Consider the following 17,277-nt stretch of genomic DNA (forward strand, 5'->3'; position numbering starts at 1 on the left):
CCCTGCCGAACATTCCTTCGGCAGGGACGCTTCTTTGAAAACAGATTGGATACTGGAGCGATGCCTTCAAAAAAGCTTCCACTGTACTCCCGCGCCCCCTTTCGTCGGATGAGCCATCAAAACGGCAATTGGAAACGGCCCAGTCGCTCCGGTGCTCGGCGAGATCGGTCGTTTGCGGTGGCCCACGCCGTGGTTGAGATTCGGCACCGAATCACCTGTTTTCACACCGTTGCATCATTCAATTTTCGATTCTTATCTTCTACTTTTCCAGAAATCCTGCTGCTCGCATGGGTCCGAGCCATTCGGGCGAGCCGCGTGGTCGGATAGATTTGATTTTTGAACCAAATTAAGTTCCTTGATCCACGATGCGCAGTGTCTACCAGCTCTCTCCTGAATCAATCCTATCGCGTCACCATCATTTTGCTCGATGGTGAAACGCACACGGTTGAGTTTCGCCGGCACGCTTACAACAACCTGATGGAACTAATTGTCAACGAATTGTACGAGAACATCGGTGATTGCAAGGGGCACGCATGGTGCGGCACGTGTCACGTCGAGATCGTTTCGGGCGTGCTCGCCCAAGATATGAATCGTGATGAAATCATGACCCTGGAAAAACTGACAAACACGGTTTCGTCGAGTCGATTGGCGTGTCAGATCATGACGGATGAGTTGATCGACGGGATGGTGTTTCGCGTATTGGGCGATGTTTAAAGATGCCTGATCGACGGCGAACCTAACCTGGCAGCGTGTCCTCGTCGGCGAATTGTTTGACGGCATGTTCATCGCCAGGAGCGATCGATGCTGTTTTTGAGCTGCATGACTCACCTGGGGCCAGCTCTTCGTCGCGAAATTTTCGGTGGCGAGGCTGGGAGACAACCACAGTAATATTATCTTCGCCGCCTGAGGCATTGGCCAGTCCCACGAGACGATGGCAGATGCTTTGGATGTCGTCGCCACCCTCGGCGACGACTTCCGCGAGTGTTTCGGTCGATAGATAGCGGCTCAATCCGTCACTGCACAGCAGCACCGTATCTCCCACCAGCAAATCGGCGCGGCGGACTTCGGCGACCAATTCGTGTCCGCCGCGACCGCCGAGCACATTCCAGAGCACATTGCTCCAACGGCTGTTCGCCTCCTCTTCGGGCTTCATCCCGCCCGAATCAACGAGTTTCTTCGCCAGCGTGTGATCCGTCGTCAATTGTTCGCACTGTCCGTTTCGAATCAGATAGCAGCGGCTGTCGCCGACGTGCACCACGTACATTCGCGGCCCAATGATGTAGGCCATCGTCAGAGTCGTGCCCATTCCTCGTTCCGAGTCGTTGCTCGCTGATTCGGCGAGAATCTTCGCATGTGTTTGCTGGACGAGATCTTTGAGCGCATCGACAAACGCGTCGTCTCGACCGTCGGCGAGATGAAAAAAACAGTGCATACGGTTGAGCAGCTGGGCGATCAGGTGATCCAGTGCGACGCTGCTGGCACGCCGACCGGCGGCTTGCCCTCCCATGCCATCGGCGACAATCAGCAGTTCACCCCGAACGCGTCCGAACAGGGTCGTGCTCGGCTCGATCGGCAGACTCGTCGTCTTCACGACCATCGATTTGCGAAGTTCGGCGACCAAGAATTGGTCTTGATTTTCGGTGCGACGACGCCCCACGTCTGTTAGCCCGCAGGCATGGTTGCGACATGGCTCAGGAGAGGCGGCGTTCATCAAACGAACTCACTACAGATGGGGGGGTGCAGGCTCGACGCTTGCGAGTGTACCAAATTGTGTGCCACCAAGGTGCTGGCGAATCCGATTCTCCTTTCGCACCAATTGGCCGCAGGCGGCATCGATATCCCTACCGAGCGAGTAGCGAACGGTTGTTTTCACGCCCGCGGCCTTGAGTCGAGCGGCAAAATCGACAATCTGCTCAGGCGTGGAGGCCTGTAGATGAGGTGCGTCATCAATTGGATTATAGGGGATCAGATTGACATGGGCCCGCAAATCCCCCAACCAAGCGAGAAGAGCCTCGGCGTCGTCGGTTGAATCGTTGAGCGCCCTCAGCATCAGGTACTCAATCATCACCTCGCGGCCCTGGACCCGCTGGCATTCACCGAGGACGCGGCGCAATTCGGCGAGCGGGTAGCGTCGCGCCAGCGGGATGATTTTCTCTCGAATTGCTTGATCGACACTATGCAGGCTCAGCGCCAGATTAACTTTCGGGAACCGTTCGGCGAGTCGCAACATCGCGTCAGCCACACCCACGGTAGAAACGAGAATGCTGGCGGGAGACCGGTTGAACTGGTCGCCAGCGGTCAGGCAATCCAGGGCCGCCACCAGATTCGCCTCGTTATGAAACGGCTCGCCCATGCCCATGAACACAATATTATCGAGTCGCCCGTCTTCGGCCGCGAGCAATTGCCCGGCCTGCAAGACCTGGTCGAGGATTTCAGCGCTGCTGAGGTTGCGAGCGATGCCCATTTTCCCCGTTGCACAAAAGTCGCAGGCCGCCGCGCAGCCAACTTGGCTGGACACGCAGAGGGTCGTCCGCCCCGTCGCAATGCGCAGAACCACGGACTCGATCAGCATCCCGGTGGCGGTGCGAAAAAGTAGTTTCGTGGCCCCATCGACAGCGGAATCGAACCGGCGGTGCAGTTTGAGAGTATGACAATCGACGCGGTCGGGTGCCGGAAAATCCGCGAGTGCCACAGCGTCGGGACGAAACTGCTTGAACAGCCGATTGCGGAGCGCGCGTAGGTGCTGGGGGTCAAAACGGTGCTCACGTCGGAGCCCGTCAAGGGCGGTCGCATCAAAAATGGAGATCGGTTCGGACACGTTCGGAAGGATCTTTCAGAGGGAATGAGGAGGCTTTCTTGGCAATACCGGTCTTGCCACCTGAATGCGAATCGCGAACACTGACGGCTGAGAACTCACCATAGTACCCCTGAAGGTAATTTTCGCATGTCCGATCCGTTTGGTTCCTTTTCGCCACAGCTCGCCGGTGGCGTCGACTCGATCTCCGATCATCGCTTGGCGGCCAGCCATGCCAGTCAGGGCTATCAGCGTCAGCGTCAGATGACGCTCGGCGATTTGCTCTTGGAAAATCGCATTGTTTTCATGCAGGGCGAGATTCACTATGCCAATGCGAATGAAATTGTGATGAAACTGTTGTACTTGCAGAGCGAGAATCGCCGCAAGGACATCCACTTTTACATCAATTCCCCCGGCGGCAGTGTCACCGCAACTCTCGCGATTTACGATACGATGCAGATGGTATCGTGCCCCGTCGCGACGTACTGCGTGGGTGAGGCGTGCAGTGGGGCAGCGGTTTTATTGGTCGGCGGTGCCAAGGGAAAACGCTTCTGTTTGCCGAACAGCCGGGTGATGATGCACCAACCGATGGGCGGTGTTTCGGGTCAAGTCAGCGATATTGAGATTCAAGCGTCGGAAATGTTCCGATATCGCGATAAACTCAATCAAATTATCAGCAACCACAGTGGCAAATCGGTCGAGCAGATCGCCAAGGACACCGATCGCGACTTTTTCCTCTCAGCGGAACAAGCCAAAGAGTACGGTTTGGTCGATGACCTGCTGAAAAAGGAAGAAATCCCTGCTGACGACGAAGATTGACCACTGAGGCTGCCCTCTCCATTTTCCTGAAGTGCGTGCGAAATCGAGTCCCAAACATTCGCTCGCCGGGGGGCATCGCCGCTCGTCCCAATCGAAACAATTCAACTACTAACGCCAAAGAATCTGATATGTCAATCATCCCCTACGTGGTCGAAAGCAACGGCCGCGAAGAACGCACGTACGATATTTACAGCCGTTTGCTCAAAGACCGGATCATTTTCCTGGGCCAACAGGTCGACGACCAGATCAGCAACGCGCTCGTCGCGCAGTTACTGTTTTTGCAATCGGACGACCCCAAGGCTGACATTCACATGTACATTAACTCCCCCGGTGGCAGCATCACGGCGGGAATGGCGATCTACGACACGATGCAATTCGTCAGCTGCGACGTGGCGACATACTGCATGGGCCAAGCCGCATCCATGGGCGCGGTGCTGTTGACGGCAGGGGCCAAGGGAAAGCGATATTCGCTGCCCAACGCCCGAATCATGATCCACCAACCGCTCGCCGGCATGCAGGGAACCGCTCGGGAAGTCGAAATTCACGTGGGCGAACTGCGTCGGATCAAGAATAAAATGAACGAGATCATGATCGAGCACACGGGCCACTCGCTCGAAAAGATCGAAGAAGACACCGACCGCGACCGTTTCATGTCGGCTGACGAAGCCTGCGAGTACGGTTTGATCGACAAAGTGGTCAGCAAAGTCAGCGAAGCGGAGTCCGCGTAAGTCACCTTTGTTGCGAGTTGATCGCTACGCTCGCCAGAGCGTGGCCGAGTTGACAGAGTTGATTGCGAACCCTTCCGCCGTCCGGCGGCGGTAGTGATTCGCGATTGACATCCATTCCCCCTTCGTCTAGTGGCCCAGGACGTCGGCTGATCCAGCCGGAAACGCTCGTTCGAATCGGGCAGGGGGTGTTTGGCGAAGACTCGCCATTAAGGCTATGATGGTAGTGCGTTTTCGCCTCCGATCGTTCCCGCCAACGTGATTTATGACGCCATCCACACCACCATCGACCGGCACGCCCCCCGAAACGGCAGCGGTGTCGATGATGTCGGCCGCGCACGCGATCCCAACGCCACTGCGAACTGTGGCGGTGATCGACATCGGCGCGATCAGTATCCGCATGGCCGTCGCGGAGATTCATGCCGACGGCCACATTCGCACACTCGAATCACTTCTGCAGCCGGTCGACTTGGGGCGGGAAGCGTTTGATACGCGCCGGCTCAGCCGCAAGGGGATCGAGCGGGCGGCAACCGTGCTGCGGAGATTCCGCCGCGTGCTCAGCGAATACGGTGTGACGGACACGAAAGATATTCGAGTCGTCGCCACCAGCGCCATACGCGAAGCGATCAACCGCATCGCATTTATCGACCGGGTGTATGTCGCGACCGGCCTCGATGTGGAACCCATCGACGAAGCGGAGGTCAATCGGATCACGTACATGGGCATCACGCCGATGTTGATGGCCCGTCAGGAAACCGCCGAGGCGAAGTCTGTCGTGATCGAAGTCGGCAGCGGCAGCACCGAGCTATTAATGATTCGCAGCGGCAACGTGCTGCATTCGGACTCGTTTCGGTTGGGTTCGCTGCGACTGATACAAGAACTCGACGCCTCCGGACTGCGAGGTGCCAAACTCCGGCACTTGCTCGAAACACACGTCCGCCGATTTGTCCACCGGATCGCCCATGAGCTCGAGGCGGATGCCCCCATGCAACTGGTCGTGATGGGCGGGGACATCCGCTTTGCTGCCCACCGCTTGATCGAAGACTGGGACGAGGCTTCGCTGGCCAGACTCGCCACCTCTAAACTCGAGAAGTTATCGACACAGATTCTCTCGATGAGCGAAGACGAGGTCGTGAAACGTTTTGGAGCGACGTTCGTCGAAGCAGAAACGCTTAGCGTTTCGCTATTGGCCTACACTCTTTTCGCCAAGCACTTTGAGCTGTCGCACTTGTTTGTCAGTGGTGCCAACCTGCGAGACGGGTTGCTTGCCGACATGCAGCAAGGAGGCAATTGGACGAGCGAGTTCCGTCAACAAATCATCCGCTCAGCCGCTTCGCTCGGTGGGCGATATGCGGTCGATGCCGCACACGCCCATGCTGTCGCGGAACTCGCGCGACGTTTGTTTGAGCAACTCGCTGCGGAACACCGACTCGATGCACGGCATGAAGTCCTGCTGTATGTCGCAGCGTTGTTGCATGAAGTCGGGCTGTACGTGAATTTGCATAGCAATCACAAACACGCGTATTATTTGATTCGAAGCAGCGAGCTGTTTGGGCTGAGCCAGCACGAACTGCACCTCGTCGCGTTGGTGGCCCGTTATCATCGGCGTGCATCCCCCCAGGCGGCTCACGAGGGTTACGATGCGTTGGACCGGAAAGACCGCGTGGCGGTGACGAAGATGGCCGCTCTACTACGGCTCGCGATCGCGTTGGACGACACCCGTAGCGGACGTATTCGCCAAATTCGATGCAGCATCGAAGAGATGCAGATGGTCATTGTGGCTCCTGGAGTCGATGATGTTTCGCTCGAACAGTTGGCCATGCGCACCAACAGCGTTTTGTTCCGGGACATTTTTGGCGTCCCCGTGTTATTGAGAGCAGGAGAATAGATTTGACGAAGCTTGCGGGACTCCTTCTGGTTCTTTTCTTAGCGTCCGATTGCACTTTCGCAGGAGCGCAACACGCCCCCCTCCTTACTCCGCCTCATCGGCTAGCGACAACCGTGCCCGAACCTTCGCGAATTATCCTAGCCCAAACCAGCCCGCGTGGCCCTCGTTTGGGAGCCCCGGTTGATCCCTATGCCGAGGCTCGCCGACGGTTGGTTGATACCCGCATTCGTACCGCGGGAGTCACCAACGAACGTGTGCTGGACGCGATGGAACAGACGCCCCGTCACGAATTTGTGCCCGCGGCGGTTCGCAACCAGGCCTATTTTGACATGGCACTGCCGATCGGGTCGGCCCAAACGATCAGCAGCCCCTTCATCGTCGCGTCGATGACCGAGACCCTGGACCCTCAACCGACTGACCGGGTGCTCGAGATTGGTACCGGCAGTGGCTACCAGGCGGCCGTACTCAGCCCGTTGGTGGATGAAGTGTACTCGATCGAAATTGTTGAGCCGCTGGGGGTGACCGCTCGCCAGGTGCTTGATCGACTCGGCTACGACAACGTTTTCACGAAGATCGGCGACGGCTTCAAAGGATGGCCGGAGAAGGCTCCGTTCGACAAGATCATTGTCACCTGCAGCCCCGAGTCCGTCCCCGTGCCCTTGGTCGAGCAGCTCCGCGAGGGTGGTTCCATGATTATCCCGGTCGGCGAGCGGTACCAACAAACGCTCTACCAGATGATTAAGAAAGACGGCGAGTTGGTCCGCCAACCACTGCGCCCAACCCTTTTCGTCCCAATGACCGGAACGGCTGAGGAAAGCCGCCACACGCTTCCAGATCCCAAGCACCCCGCACTCGTCAACGGTGACTTCGAATCAGCAACCGCGTCCAGCACCGGCGCCGGGGACAGCGTGGATGATGGGGGCAGTGATTGGGAGGGGGGGCAGGCCGAGTCGGAAACAGACTCGGAATTTGTCGCCGGTTGGTACTACGGCCGCCAGGTGCGGAGAGTCGTCGAGCATGGCAACGCGATGGCGCGATTCGAAAACGAGACTCCAGGGCTAGGCTCGCATTTGCTCCAAGGGATTGCGATCGATGGGGGCCATGTCTCAAGTATTCGCCTGTCAGCGAGAATCCGTACGCATCGTGTCGTCAAAGGCCCCGATGCAGACGCTTGGCCGATGCTTGCGATCAGCTTCTACGACGCCAGTCGCCGTGATCTCGGCATGTCCACGTTGGGGCCTTACCGGGGAACGCGAGACTGGCATACCGACGGCCGCGTGTTGCGCGTACCGCCCACTGCGAAAGAGGCTATCGTTCGCATCGGGCTGTTCGGAGCCACCGGGCAGATTGATTTTGACGATGTCATCGTTGAGAAAATCGGCCGTTAAATTTTACCCAACCTGCTTGAACCTCCACCTATGTTGACTATCCTATCTAATTAGCAAACTCGGCAATATCAAGTTTGCCCTGCCGAAAATTCACAATTAGAATATCGAGGATGAAGGACATGAGGTGTTTTCACCTATTGAGTTGCCTCGCCCTAGCACTGACACTCAGTGCCACGGCAGAGGCAGGTGGCTCGTACGGAAGCTACGGCAGTTATGGCGGTAGCTCCGGTGGCGCTTCCTACGGCAGCAGCGGGGGCAGCCACGGTGGTGGTTTACTCTCTCGGATGCATGCTCGTTTCGCCGCAAACCACAGCGGTTCGTCAGGCGGCAGCTTCGGCGCGTCCTCGGGCGGCAGCAGTGGTGGATCGTCCGGCGGGACGTATGTAGCCAGCTACGCGTCCTCAGGAGGATCATCCGGCGGATACACCGGCGGTGGTCTGTTCAGCCGATTGCGCGCCCATATCGAAGCGAAACGGGAACGCCATGCCGCCCGCCGTGCTGCACGTAGTGGATACTACGCCAGCAATTACTCCTCCGGTGGCTATTCCTCCGGTGGATATGTCGTGGGCTACTCCAGCGGCGGCGCAAGCAGTGGTGGCAGCAGCGGCGGCAGCAGTGGTGGGTACTACTCGTCGGCCATCTCCTACGGCAGCAGCGGCGGCTATGCCGCTCCTGCAGTTTATGGCGATCCCATGATCCAATCAAACTACCCGATGGACGGATATCCCGTGGAATACTATCCCGCGGATAACTTCGTGCCAGCGGAGGGATACGACTATCCTGCCGAAAGCGATACGCCCAGCACCAGTGGATCGGCTCCCGCGAGCGACTCGAAGTCCAAGGACAGCTCGGACGCTAAGAGTGACGCAAAATCGATCGGTGACTCGGTCATCGACAACAGTGCTCGCTACGAAGCTCAGAAACCAAGCCTGGACGAAGACACCGCGTTGTTGACGGTTTCGGTTCCAGTTAGCTCCGCACACGTCACCGTCAACGGTCGCGAAACCACCAGCAACGGCACCCTGCGTCAATTCATGTCGCGGGGACTCAAGCCAGGCTACGTCTACGCTTACGAAGTCGTCGTGACCTATGACATCAATGGCCAAGAGCAAACTGACACGAAGACGATCAAACTGCATCCAGGAGATGCAGAGCGATTGGTATTCCAGCAGGATGCTGCGGCGACTGCCGAAGAAGTCACACCCGCTGGTGAGATGCTTGACACCGAATTGAATGAAGCCGAACTCAATTCCGTCGAGCAAGATCAGGCGACGCAAACCGTCGTGCAACTGCACGTTCCTGCCAACGCAGTGGTGACTCTGGCCGGAAACGAAACGAAGGGCTTCGGTCGCGTGCGGACGTTCCGCACCACCCAACTCGCCGCTGGCCAAAGTTGGACAGACTACACCGTCTCGGTCAGTGCGACCGTGAACGGACGTAACATCCGCCAAGAGCGAACGATCAACGTTGCCGCTGGCAGCACCGTCGAACTCGAGTTCGATGTGACCGCCGGTCAGCTCGCGATGCGTTGAGATCAGTTCCGATTGATTTCCCAAAACACCGTGCTGAAGTCTAACTTGAGCACGGTATTTTTATGGAGTGACCGCTCCGCGGTCGACCCTGCCGACCGTCGAACGCTCGGCCACTTATTTTGCGTTGGATGCCACATCCGAGCGTTCGTGTCAAGCGAGTCGCTCAACGCGTTCACCCGCGAAACGAGTGCGCGGTGTCGAACAGAAATACGGAGATCGGACTGGCTCATTGAACCGCTCGGGGGCGATCCTTTTGGATTGGCCCAGATTGTTCCCATGACGGGATCCGTCTAACCTGACGGCTCTAGGGAGGACGTTGGTTTGCTTGAATTTTCACATCGTGCGATGGCGTGCGACTTTGTCGTCTTGGTTCGCGATGCCGACCAAAACATTGGCCAGCGCGCTGTCGCTGACATGGTGCTCGATGCGCTCGAGTCGGTCGATGCCATCGAGCAGCGACTGACGATGTACGATGCCAATAGCGAAATCTCGGCCATCAATCGCGACGCAGGGAATGGTCCCGTGCGAGTATCGGCGGAGACGTTTGCGGTTCTGCAGCAGGCCGTTCGTTTGAGTCAGCTGACCGGCGGCGCTTTTGATATCACCGCCGGACCACTGATCGACGCCTGGGGATTCACTTCGCGGCAAGGTCGCAAGCCGACGTCGGAGGAAATCGCCAGGGCCCGAAGCCTCGTCGGCATGAACCAATTGCGACTCGACGCCGAGCAGCGCACGGTGGAGTTACTCGAGCCAGCGATGCGGATCAACTTGGGGGCGATCGGCAAGGGCGATGCGATCGATCATATGGCCGCAAGATTGAAATCCGCCGGCATCGAGAACTTTCTCATCCATGCGGGCCAGAGCAGCGTGTTGGCTTCCGGGGATCAATTCGATCCGGCGGATCCTGAGCACCCCGATGAGCCCGAGCAACTCGATGAGCCCAAGCAACCCGATGGGTCTCGGCAACCGGATGACGATCCCGAGCACGCCGATCCGCCACGGGGGTGGAAAGTCGGGGTTGCTCACCCCACCAAACCGAACCGGCGCATCGCCGGGATTTGGCTTCGCGACGCAGCGTTGGCGACGAGCGGCAGCGGGAAGCAGTTTTTTCATCATCGTGGCAAACGATACGGGCACGTGATCGATCCCCGCTCCGGAGAGCCCGCCGGCGACATGTTATCGCTCAGTGTCATGACACCGCTCGCCGTTGAGGCCGATGCCCTCGCGACAGGCTTGTTTGTCAACGGCCGCGACCTGGCGAAGGAGTTTGCCGAAGCGAACGATTCGATGCCATTGATCATGGTCGTCGCGGGAACGCGACAAGATTCCGTCGACGTGCAAACGGTCGGACACTGGGACTGGGTTGATCCGCCCCAGGGTACTCAACCGACATGAAGCCTGAGTATCATGCCGATATGAGCGAACCTTCCCAACGAACGAACATTGACACCCCCGCGTCCACGGATGACGCCGCGTTTGATCCGCCTCGGTCGATCGCGCCGGTACGGCAGCTCTCGACACGCGGATTCTTCATTTCCTTGGCACTGGTGTGTCTGTTCCCACTGACCATTTTGAGCGGCTATGCCATTCTCAATGGCAAAGCGACCGAAAAGAAGCTGCCGGTCGGCGTGAGCATTGACCGTCGGCCGATGTCGGAACAGGTTGGTCCGCAACCGGTCCTTGAAGACGTCGTCGTTATCGAGAATGAAGCTGACTTTGCGATCACACATCTCTATGTCGATCTCAACGGACAGTTTTTCATGTATATCGATCAGCCACTAGCAGCCGGCGACACCCTCGTGCTTCCACAGGCCGGCTTCGTGAACCGGACGAGCCAGCGTTGGGTGCCCGGGAACTATGCGATCGACGAGATCACGGTGATGGGAAAGCTGCCCTCGGGTGCTCGCGGCGTGACTGAATTCCAGTACTAGCTCGACGAAATTACTGTTTGAAGAACGCTGGCGAAACGGCTATGCCAAATCAAAAAACATAATTTCCGCAGCCTGGTTCGCGGTCAGTGTCAACTTCGTTTCATCCGAGATCGCCACCGCGTCGCTGGTCTGTAGTCGCTGCCCGCTTAACGTCACGCTGCCACGGAGCACCTGCAGCCAACCAAATCGCCCTTGGGCAAGTTCGAGTTCGACCGTTTGCTCCTCAGCGAGTTTGCTCAGGTACACTCGCGCATCGGTGTGAATTTGGATCGAATCCTGTTCGCCGTCTGGGGACGCGACCAATCGCAGCTTGCCATCGAGCTGCGTATCGGCAAAACGTCGCTGCTCATAAGTCGGCTCAATCCCATTCTGGTTCGGAATCAGCCAGATTTGATAGAAGTGAACCGGTTCCGTTGCGGAAGGATTGAACTCGCTGTGTTGGATCCCCGTCCCGGCCGAGATCCGCTGGAACTCACCAGGCGTCAGGGTTTCACCGTTGCCCATCGAATCCTGATGTTCGAGCTGGCCCTCGAGTACATATGACACAATTTCCATATTGTCATGTGCGTGCGTACCGAACCCTTGGCCGGGTGCAACCCGGTCTTCGTTGATCACGCGGAGGCTGCGGAACCCCATCTGATCGGGGTCGCGGTATCCGGCAAACGAGAACGTATGATAGCTGTTCAGCCAGCCGTGATCGGCATGACCGCGTTCATCGGATCGTCGAATCGCAAGCATATTTCTTCCTTGTTTAGAGTCCGCATCCACATCCCGTTCGTGGGACAGAGAAATCGGCAGGGGCGCGTCCGTATCCGCTGTTTGCAAAAGCGTTGGCGGCGTACCGACAGGCATTTTATGAGCAAACCGCTTCACCCCTGGAGGGCGAAGCTTGGCGCTGCGAAAGATTGCGTCGCGAAGCGATCGAGTTGCTTACGCGTTGAGTGCGACATTGGCGTTGTCGGCGACGTTGACCCACACATGGACATGCGGTGCGCCGCGGTAGTGCCATACGAAACTAGGTCCTTCCAATCGCCAGTTGTCCCAGACTCCATCGTTTCCAATGTCATGATCGGTGTAGTACATCAATCGGCAGGCATCGAGGCCACCTTGGGCTTTCAAGCATGCGATGACCTCATCCTGGTCACTGTGCCGGTAGGGCTCGATTAGTTTTTGCAGGACAACTTGCAGGTGTTCGCGTTGATCCGAGGCCATGTCGCTAACCGGTAGTCCGCCAAGTTCGGCTTGGCTGCGGAAACCAACGGCTTGCTCGCGTGGGGTCTTTGGAACCTGAGCGGCGGCCTGTTGGCGTCCGTCGAGCATTTTGTACAGACCGTTGGCTGCAACCGCTTGCGACCAAAACACGTTACCAGTGTGCGCCGCGTCTTCTTCGTTGTCGGGGGCATGGCCATAAAAGATGGGACCGCCGAAGGCGACGTGATCGGTCGAGTTGCCGTCGCACCGCAGAGTCAGGTGGCGCCCGGTGAGAACCAATTCAAATTTACCATCGCCCGGCGTGCCGAAAATCGCAATCGCCTGCTCGAAGCCAAATCCGCCCATGTCATCTTCGAGTTGTTGGTCGTAGCGTTCGAGCCACTCGGGGTTGATGATCGATTCGAAGATACCGCGAATCAAGTGCTGCTGATCGGCGGTGTAGAAATCATCATTGATGCTCGGGCGGGTGATGTTCCAATTATTGGCAACGTGCGTTCGCAGCAGTCCACGCTTGGGGTCGTGATGATTCCAATCGAAACAGACTTCCTGTTTTTGCTTGGGGCCGAGCGATTCGTAGAGTTGCTGTGTCAACGATTCCGCGGTAGGCGCCGCGGAATCACTCGGCCCGGCGAGTAGGGAGGGAGCGAGCGAGGCAGCACCGAGGAGCGACCCCGTTTGCAGAAGTTCACGACGGCTGAGTGGGGACATGATTGACATTCCTGGGGGAGTGGGGTGGGAATACACATTCTAACACCTGACAGGAGTCCGCTGTCAAATTAGCCACCACTGCGAGGGGAAGCGGCAGAAATGTCTCAGGGCTGTCCTCCGACCTCCCCTTGGCAATCAGGCCTGCCTCTGCAAAGTCATCTGTAACGAAATCGGCATTCCGCGAGCCCCGCACTCCCGGTCTTGGGGAGACGGCTACTCATGCCGGCGAAATATCAGTGGCTCGCTTCAGGGAGTCTGCGGCGATGTTTTTCCACGTAGTGCGACCGGTTTGATCTTGGGTGGCAGTTCTTTGCCTTCGGGAATGAATTTCATCGAGATCGAGTTAACACAGTGACGCGTGTTTTTTTCGGTCATTTGTTCACCCAAGAAAACATGGCCGAGATGGCCGCCGCAGTTTTTGCAGAGGATTTCGATTCGGACACCATCGGCATCGCGTTGGCGATGGATGGCACCCTCCAGTGCATCATCAAAACTCGGCCATCCGCAGTGGCTCTCAAACTTATCGTCGCTCTTGTAGAGCTGCGCGTTGCAGCGGCGGCAGATGTAGGTGCCTTCTTTTTTGGTATTGGTGAAGCCCCCCGGGCCGGCCGGTTCGGTGCCTTTTTGGAGGATCACCCAGCTCTCGAACTGATTCAGCGGATTGTACCGTCCGTACCTGACAGCTTGTTTCGCTTTTTCGCCTTCACTTTCAACCGTGTCGGCGTCGCTCTTGTCTGAATCGGCGTCCACCTTCGTTGCGTTTTCGCTAACGGTGTCCACTGCGGAATCACTCGTCGAGGCCGGACCATCGTCTGCCCGGAGCGGCAACATCACCAGGCCACCGATCAGGGCGGCAGCAACCAAACCAACCACACCGGGTGCGGTGATCGACAAATTTTTCATCAAAGTGGACTCACGCGATCGCATCGAAAACTCTCCAAAGAGGGGCAATCTTTTTGGGTTCTACATCCCAAGCGGGGATTTCGTTCGGTTCATTATACCCGACCTAGGACGTGGAGACGTTCGTGGGCTGATTTTGCTGGCCCGCTGCGGCCACGGCGACCTGCTGCAAATGAATCATCAGCTTCTTATGATCACGGACGACGCGTAGGAATTCATCTTCGCTGACCGGTTTCTGGATGTAATCGTAGACGCCGAGTTCGTCACATCGCTGCCGGTACGTGTCATCCTCGAGAGCGGTCAACACCACCGTGGCGATCCTCGCCGAATCGGGATGAATTTCCAGCATTTCCTCGAGGACATCCAGCCCCGTGCCATCCGGCAGGATCATGTCCAACAGCAACAGATCCAGACGCGGGGCGCGAGCGAAAATGCCAGTGCGTTTCATGAACAGGATCGCTTCGTGGACCGTTCGCACCAGCGTCAAGCGATGGTGCACGCCGCTGCGCCGCAATGCATGAATGGTGATGCGAGCGTCAACCAACCCATCTTCGACCAACAGGATTTCCATTGGTTTGGTACGTGAATCACCCAACATGATAAAAAACCTCCTTCAGGTTTTTAAGCGTCTTCAATCAGTCATGTGTGCAACCCGTGCGGGCGCGTGAGTCGTGCAGTCGAATCAACTCGGCTTCCAATCGTTCATGCGCCGTCAGGTCGGCGGAGAAACGCTCAATCGATTCCACGAGTAACCGTAAACCGTTGGTTTCACAGCCTCGATATTGTAGTTCTTCGGCGAGTTCGACCAAGTCAATGAGTTGTAAATACAGCTTCCGATGCTGATCCGTCACATTGCGTACCATTTGCTGCCGTTCCTGCTCGGCCTCATTCTGCTCTGCAATCGACTGCAACGCCGCGACTTTGTGCGCGGTGGCTGAATCAGCGGAAATCAAACCATACGATTCCTCCAACGCAAACTGCAATGCGAGCAGATCTCGCAATCCGTCTAGGCAGCCAATGAAGTCGCGAAGCAAGGATTGGGAATTGTCAAGATCAAGGGACTCGGGTTCACAGAGGGTACGTAAACGGTGAACTTCGTGCCACAGATGTGGATTACTGTCCTTGATTTCCTGCAAGAATGCAGCATTGACGAGCCAATGGATCGTGTGGTCGTGGTCGGAGTCAGTTTGCGAATTGTGGCCCATTGCCGATTGAGTCGACGAGGAACCAGTGAAGACGGTAGCCATGGCGGCAGACCTCCTTTGCTATTCATCCGAGAGAGAGAAGAATCATTGAAACTAAAGCGGAGCGTGACGCTCGTCAAGCAAATTCCTATGGTGACCACGGAAAACGCGGGAATGATGCTGTTCGGGGGGTGCGGTCCCGGATAATGAATGTAGAGCCCGCAGAGCGCGTCCCGTGCAAAATCGCGACCAGTTCCCACACGTGATTTTAACGGAATTCTCACCCGGTCGCCCTTCCCTCTGCGTGACGGGGCGAACAAAATGGCTGGCGGACCGTCTCCCCGAGTCGCTGATGAGTGTCGCTCGGCTACCCCGCCCCACTTCCCTCTTAGCTGCCATGCCCTCCGCTCTGCCATTGCCCACCACATCGTTTCGTGCTCGGTTCCTGCTGGGGGCGGCACTCTTAGTCGCGACTCCGAGCATCCCCCTGCGAGTCCATCTCGCATCCGCGGATCAACCGAGTGTGGTGGACCGTGTGCTCGACCTGGTCAAAGACACGGTTGAATCGGGCGGCGGCGAATCCGCAGCGACCGACGATCGTATGCGGTTGCTGCAGTCTGACGCGATTAAGCAACAACATGCCCGTTGGGGACACTGGGGCAACCAACCCAAAAAATTCAGTTCCTGGACCAGTCACAGTAACCGCTTGGTGCCGCTCTACACGTTCGGGATGACACTCTCGCCGCTGCGTCAGCGGGGCAGTTTCTACTCGAATTCGGAGCGGATGGAAAAACACTTCGGAGGCGTTCCCGCAGGAACACTCAACCCGAATGCCACCTACCATGATCAGATCGATGTCTACGAATTGCAGCGGATGGCTGCGGACCAAGGCAAGAAGCACATTATCTTGATGGTCTTTGACGGCACGGATTGGCCAACGACCCGTGCGGCAGCGACGTACCAAAACCACGCTGACCTTTACGACAGTGGTCGTGGCCGGGGATTGTCCTTTCAGGATTATCGCGGTGTGCAAACGGACTTTGCCTTGATCGGCACCACCCCCCGACTCCAAGGTGGGAAAGTGGATGTGAATTCGCAGACGGTCCGCGGTGGTGAGAATCCGGTCTCGGGCGGTTTCGACCCCACCCTCGCCGGCCCGATGCCCTGGCAGGAGCGTTCCCTGAGCGCCTACCCCATCGGCGGCGACCGCCAGCAACCTCACACCGTGACCGATTCGGCAGCATCGGCGACCAGCCTGATGTCGGGCATCAAGACCTACAATGCCTCGATCAATGTCACCGTTGATGGCACACAAAGTGTACCGATCGGCCGGGAGTTGCAGAGCGAAGGATTCCGCGTTGGCGTCGTGACCAGTGTTCCCGTCAGCCACGCGACCCCAGCGTCTGCCTACGCGAACAATGTTCACCGTGGCGACTATCAAGACATCGGGCGCGACCTCATTGGTCGACCGTCCATCGCACATCGCCAAAAACCACTGCCGGGCGTCGACGTGCTGATCGGTGGTGGCTGGGGCGAAGGGGCGGGCGAAGACGGAACTCAGGGCGAGGATTTTCTCGAAGGCAATCAATACCTACACGAATCGGACATCAGTGCCGTTGAGCTCAAGCCTGGCGAAACCGATCCCAACCACCGTAAGTATATCGTGGCCCGACGAACACCGGGAAAAGAAGGCCCTCAAGTGCTCGCCGAGGCGGCCCAACGGGCGATCGCAAGCGGCGACCGTCTGTTGGGATATTTCGGGACGAAAGGTGGCCACCTGCCTTTCCAAACTGCCGATGGCAAGTTCAACCCCACCTTTGATGTCAAGGGCACTGAGCGTTACACCGGAGAGGACATTGCCGAGAACCCAACGCTCGCCGACATGACCGAAGTGGCACTTGACGTCCTTTCAGCCCCCGCGCCGAACAGTGATGCCGAGGCGAAGAAAACGATTCCACCATTCTGGTTGCTCGTCGAAGCGGGAGATGTTGACTGGGCGAACCATGCCAATAATCTGGACAACAGTATCGGTGCCGTGCTCAGTGGCGCGGCGGCCTTCAGCAAAATCACGAATTGGGTGGAGAAACACGATGCCTGGGATGATACGGTCGTCTTGGTCACCAGCGATCACGGTCACTTTCTCGTGCTCGAAGATCTGCAGGCGATTGCCGATGCTAGTCGTGGTGAGTAATCCCT

General features: G+C 57.6%; 16 protein-coding genes. 9 read left to right on the forward strand and 7 right to left on the reverse strand.

From position 1 onward, the window contains the following. The first annotated feature begins 372 nt into the window (after positions 1-372). The gene (locus tag SH410x_RS20365; protein WP_473670342.1) at positions 373-714 is read left to right on the forward strand and encodes a 2Fe-2S iron-sulfur cluster-binding protein; all 342 of its coding nucleotides are present in this window, start codon (positions 373-375) and stop codon (positions 712-714) included. 22 nt (positions 715-736) lie between these two features. On the opposite strand, the gene SH410x_RS20370 is transcribed toward SH410x_RS20365, so the two are convergent. Then, positions 737-1,711, reverse strand: a complete 975-nt coding sequence (locus SH410x_RS20370) for a PP2C family protein-serine/threonine phosphatase (protein WP_473670343.1) — start codon at positions 1,709-1,711, stop codon at positions 737-739. Between the two features lie 12 nt (positions 1,712-1,723). Continuing rightward, positions 1,724-2,818: a 23S rRNA (adenine(2503)-C(2))-methyltransferase RlmN gene (rlmN, locus tag SH410x_RS20375; RefSeq protein WP_473670344.1), complete on the reverse strand. Its 1,095-nt coding sequence runs from the start codon at positions 2,816-2,818 to the stop codon at positions 1,724-1,726. Positions 2,819-2,944: 126 nt separating this feature from the next. On the opposite strand from rlmN, the gene SH410x_RS20380 reads away from it, so the two are divergent. From SH410x_RS20380 to SH410x_RS20410, 7 genes are all read left to right on the forward strand, one after another. Then, complete coding sequence (locus tag SH410x_RS20380; RefSeq protein WP_473670345.1) at positions 2,945-3,613, forward strand: ClpP family protease; 669 nt, start codon at positions 2,945-2,947, stop codon at positions 3,611-3,613. 74 nt (positions 3,614-3,687) lie between these two features. Then, on the forward strand, positions 3,688-4,341 hold the full coding sequence (gene clpP, locus SH410x_RS20385; protein WP_473677361.1) for an ATP-dependent Clp endopeptidase proteolytic subunit ClpP: 654 nt from the start codon (positions 3,688-3,690) through the stop codon (positions 4,339-4,341). Positions 4,342-4,660: 319 nt separating this feature from the next. Next, a complete protein-coding gene (locus tag SH410x_RS20390) occupies positions 4,661-6,226 on the forward strand; it encodes a Ppx/GppA phosphatase family protein (protein ID WP_473677362.1) in 1,566 nt (521 codons plus the stop codon). A 131-nt stretch (positions 6,227-6,357) separates the two neighbouring features. Next, positions 6,358-7,614: a protein-L-isoaspartate(D-aspartate) O-methyltransferase gene (locus SH410x_RS20395; RefSeq protein ID WP_473677363.1), complete on the forward strand. Its 1,257-nt coding sequence runs from the start codon at positions 6,358-6,360 to the stop codon at positions 7,612-7,614. 110 nt (positions 7,615-7,724) lie between these two features. Next, on the forward strand, positions 7,725-9,146 hold the full coding sequence (locus SH410x_RS20400; protein ID WP_473670346.1) for a TIGR03000 domain-containing protein: 1,422 nt from the start codon (positions 7,725-7,727) through the stop codon (positions 9,144-9,146). Positions 9,147-9,467: 321 nt separating this feature from the next. Then, positions 9,468-10,541, forward strand: a complete 1,074-nt coding sequence (locus tag SH410x_RS20405) for an FAD:protein FMN transferase (RefSeq protein ID WP_473670347.1) — start codon at positions 9,468-9,470, stop codon at positions 10,539-10,541. Between the two features lie 20 nt (positions 10,542-10,561). Then, positions 10,562-11,077: a hypothetical protein gene (locus tag SH410x_RS20410; protein ID WP_473670348.1), complete on the forward strand. Its 516-nt coding sequence runs from the start codon at positions 10,562-10,564 to the stop codon at positions 11,075-11,077. A gap of 39 nt (positions 11,078-11,116) precedes the next feature. Here SH410x_RS20410 and SH410x_RS20415 read toward each other — a convergent pair whose 3' ends face one another. From SH410x_RS20415 to SH410x_RS20435, 5 genes are all read right to left on the reverse strand, one after another. Next, the gene (locus tag SH410x_RS20415) at positions 11,117-11,815 is read right to left on the reverse strand and encodes a pirin family protein (RefSeq protein WP_473670349.1); all 699 of its coding nucleotides are present in this window, start codon (positions 11,813-11,815) and stop codon (positions 11,117-11,119) included. Between the two features lie 192 nt (positions 11,816-12,007). Next, the gene (locus tag SH410x_RS20420; RefSeq protein WP_473670350.1) at positions 12,008-12,997 is read right to left on the reverse strand and encodes a DUF3500 domain-containing protein; all 990 of its coding nucleotides are present in this window, start codon (positions 12,995-12,997) and stop codon (positions 12,008-12,010) included. Between the two features lie 246 nt (positions 12,998-13,243). Next, complete coding sequence (locus SH410x_RS20425; protein ID WP_473670351.1) at positions 13,244-13,924, reverse strand: methionine-R-sulfoxide reductase; 681 nt, start codon at positions 13,922-13,924, stop codon at positions 13,244-13,246. Between the two features lie 79 nt (positions 13,925-14,003). Further along, positions 14,004-14,495 carry a response regulator gene (locus SH410x_RS20430; RefSeq protein WP_473670352.1) on the reverse strand — a complete coding sequence of 164 codons (492 nt, stop codon included), beginning with the start codon at positions 14,493-14,495 and terminating at the stop codon, positions 14,004-14,006. A 37-nt stretch (positions 14,496-14,532) separates the two neighbouring features. Continuing rightward, positions 14,533-15,144, reverse strand: coding sequence for a hypothetical protein (locus SH410x_RS20435; RefSeq protein ID WP_473670353.1), 612 nt, complete (start codon positions 15,142-15,144; stop codon positions 14,533-14,535). 172 nt (positions 15,145-15,316) lie between these two features. Here SH410x_RS20435 and SH410x_RS20440 point away from each other — a divergent pair, with 172 nt between their 5' ends. After that, positions 15,317-17,272 (forward strand): alkaline phosphatase, encoded by a 1,956-nt coding sequence (locus SH410x_RS20440; RefSeq protein ID WP_473670354.1) that lies wholly within the window; start codon positions 15,317-15,319, stop codon positions 17,270-17,272. The last annotated feature ends 5 nt before the right edge of the window (positions 17,273-17,277 follow it).

The organism is Rhodopirellula sp. SH410, assembly GCF_055811895.1.

Excerpts from the sequence above, each read along its gene's own strand:
- SH410x_RS20370 (WP_473670343.1), bottom strand. The coding sequence starts at position 1,711 with ATGAACGCCGCCTCTCCTGAGCCATGTCGCAACCATGCCTGCGGGCTA.
- SH410x_RS20380 (WP_473670345.1), top strand. The coding sequence starts at position 2,945 with ATGTCCGATCCGTTTGGTTCCTTTTCGCCACAGCTCGCCGGTGGCGTC.
- SH410x_RS20390 (WP_473677362.1), top strand. The coding sequence starts at position 4,661 with ATGATGTCGGCCGCGCACGCGATCCCAACGCCACTGCGAACTGTGGCG.
- SH410x_RS20400 (WP_473670346.1), top strand. The coding sequence starts at position 7,725 with ATGAAGGACATGAGGTGTTTTCACCTATTGAGTTGCCTCGCCCTAGCA.
- SH410x_RS20410 (WP_473670348.1), top strand. The coding sequence starts at position 10,562 with ATGAGCGAACCTTCCCAACGAACGAACATTGACACCCCCGCGTCCACG.
- SH410x_RS20415 (WP_473670349.1), bottom strand. The coding sequence starts at position 11,815 with ATGCTTGCGATTCGACGATCCGATGAACGCGGTCATGCCGATCACGGC.
- SH410x_RS20420 (WP_473670350.1), bottom strand. The coding sequence starts at position 12,997 with ATGTCCCCACTCAGCCGTCGTGAACTTCTGCAAACGGGGTCGCTCCTC.
- SH410x_RS20425 (WP_473670351.1), bottom strand. The coding sequence starts at position 13,924 with ATGCGATCGCGTGAGTCCACTTTGATGAAAAATTTGTCGATCACCGCA.
- SH410x_RS20430 (WP_473670352.1), bottom strand. The coding sequence starts at position 14,495 with ATGTTGGGTGATTCACGTACCAAACCAATGGAAATCCTGTTGGTCGAA.
- SH410x_RS20435 (WP_473670353.1), bottom strand. The coding sequence starts at position 15,144 with ATGGCTACCGTCTTCACTGGTTCCTCGTCGACTCAATCGGCAATGGGC.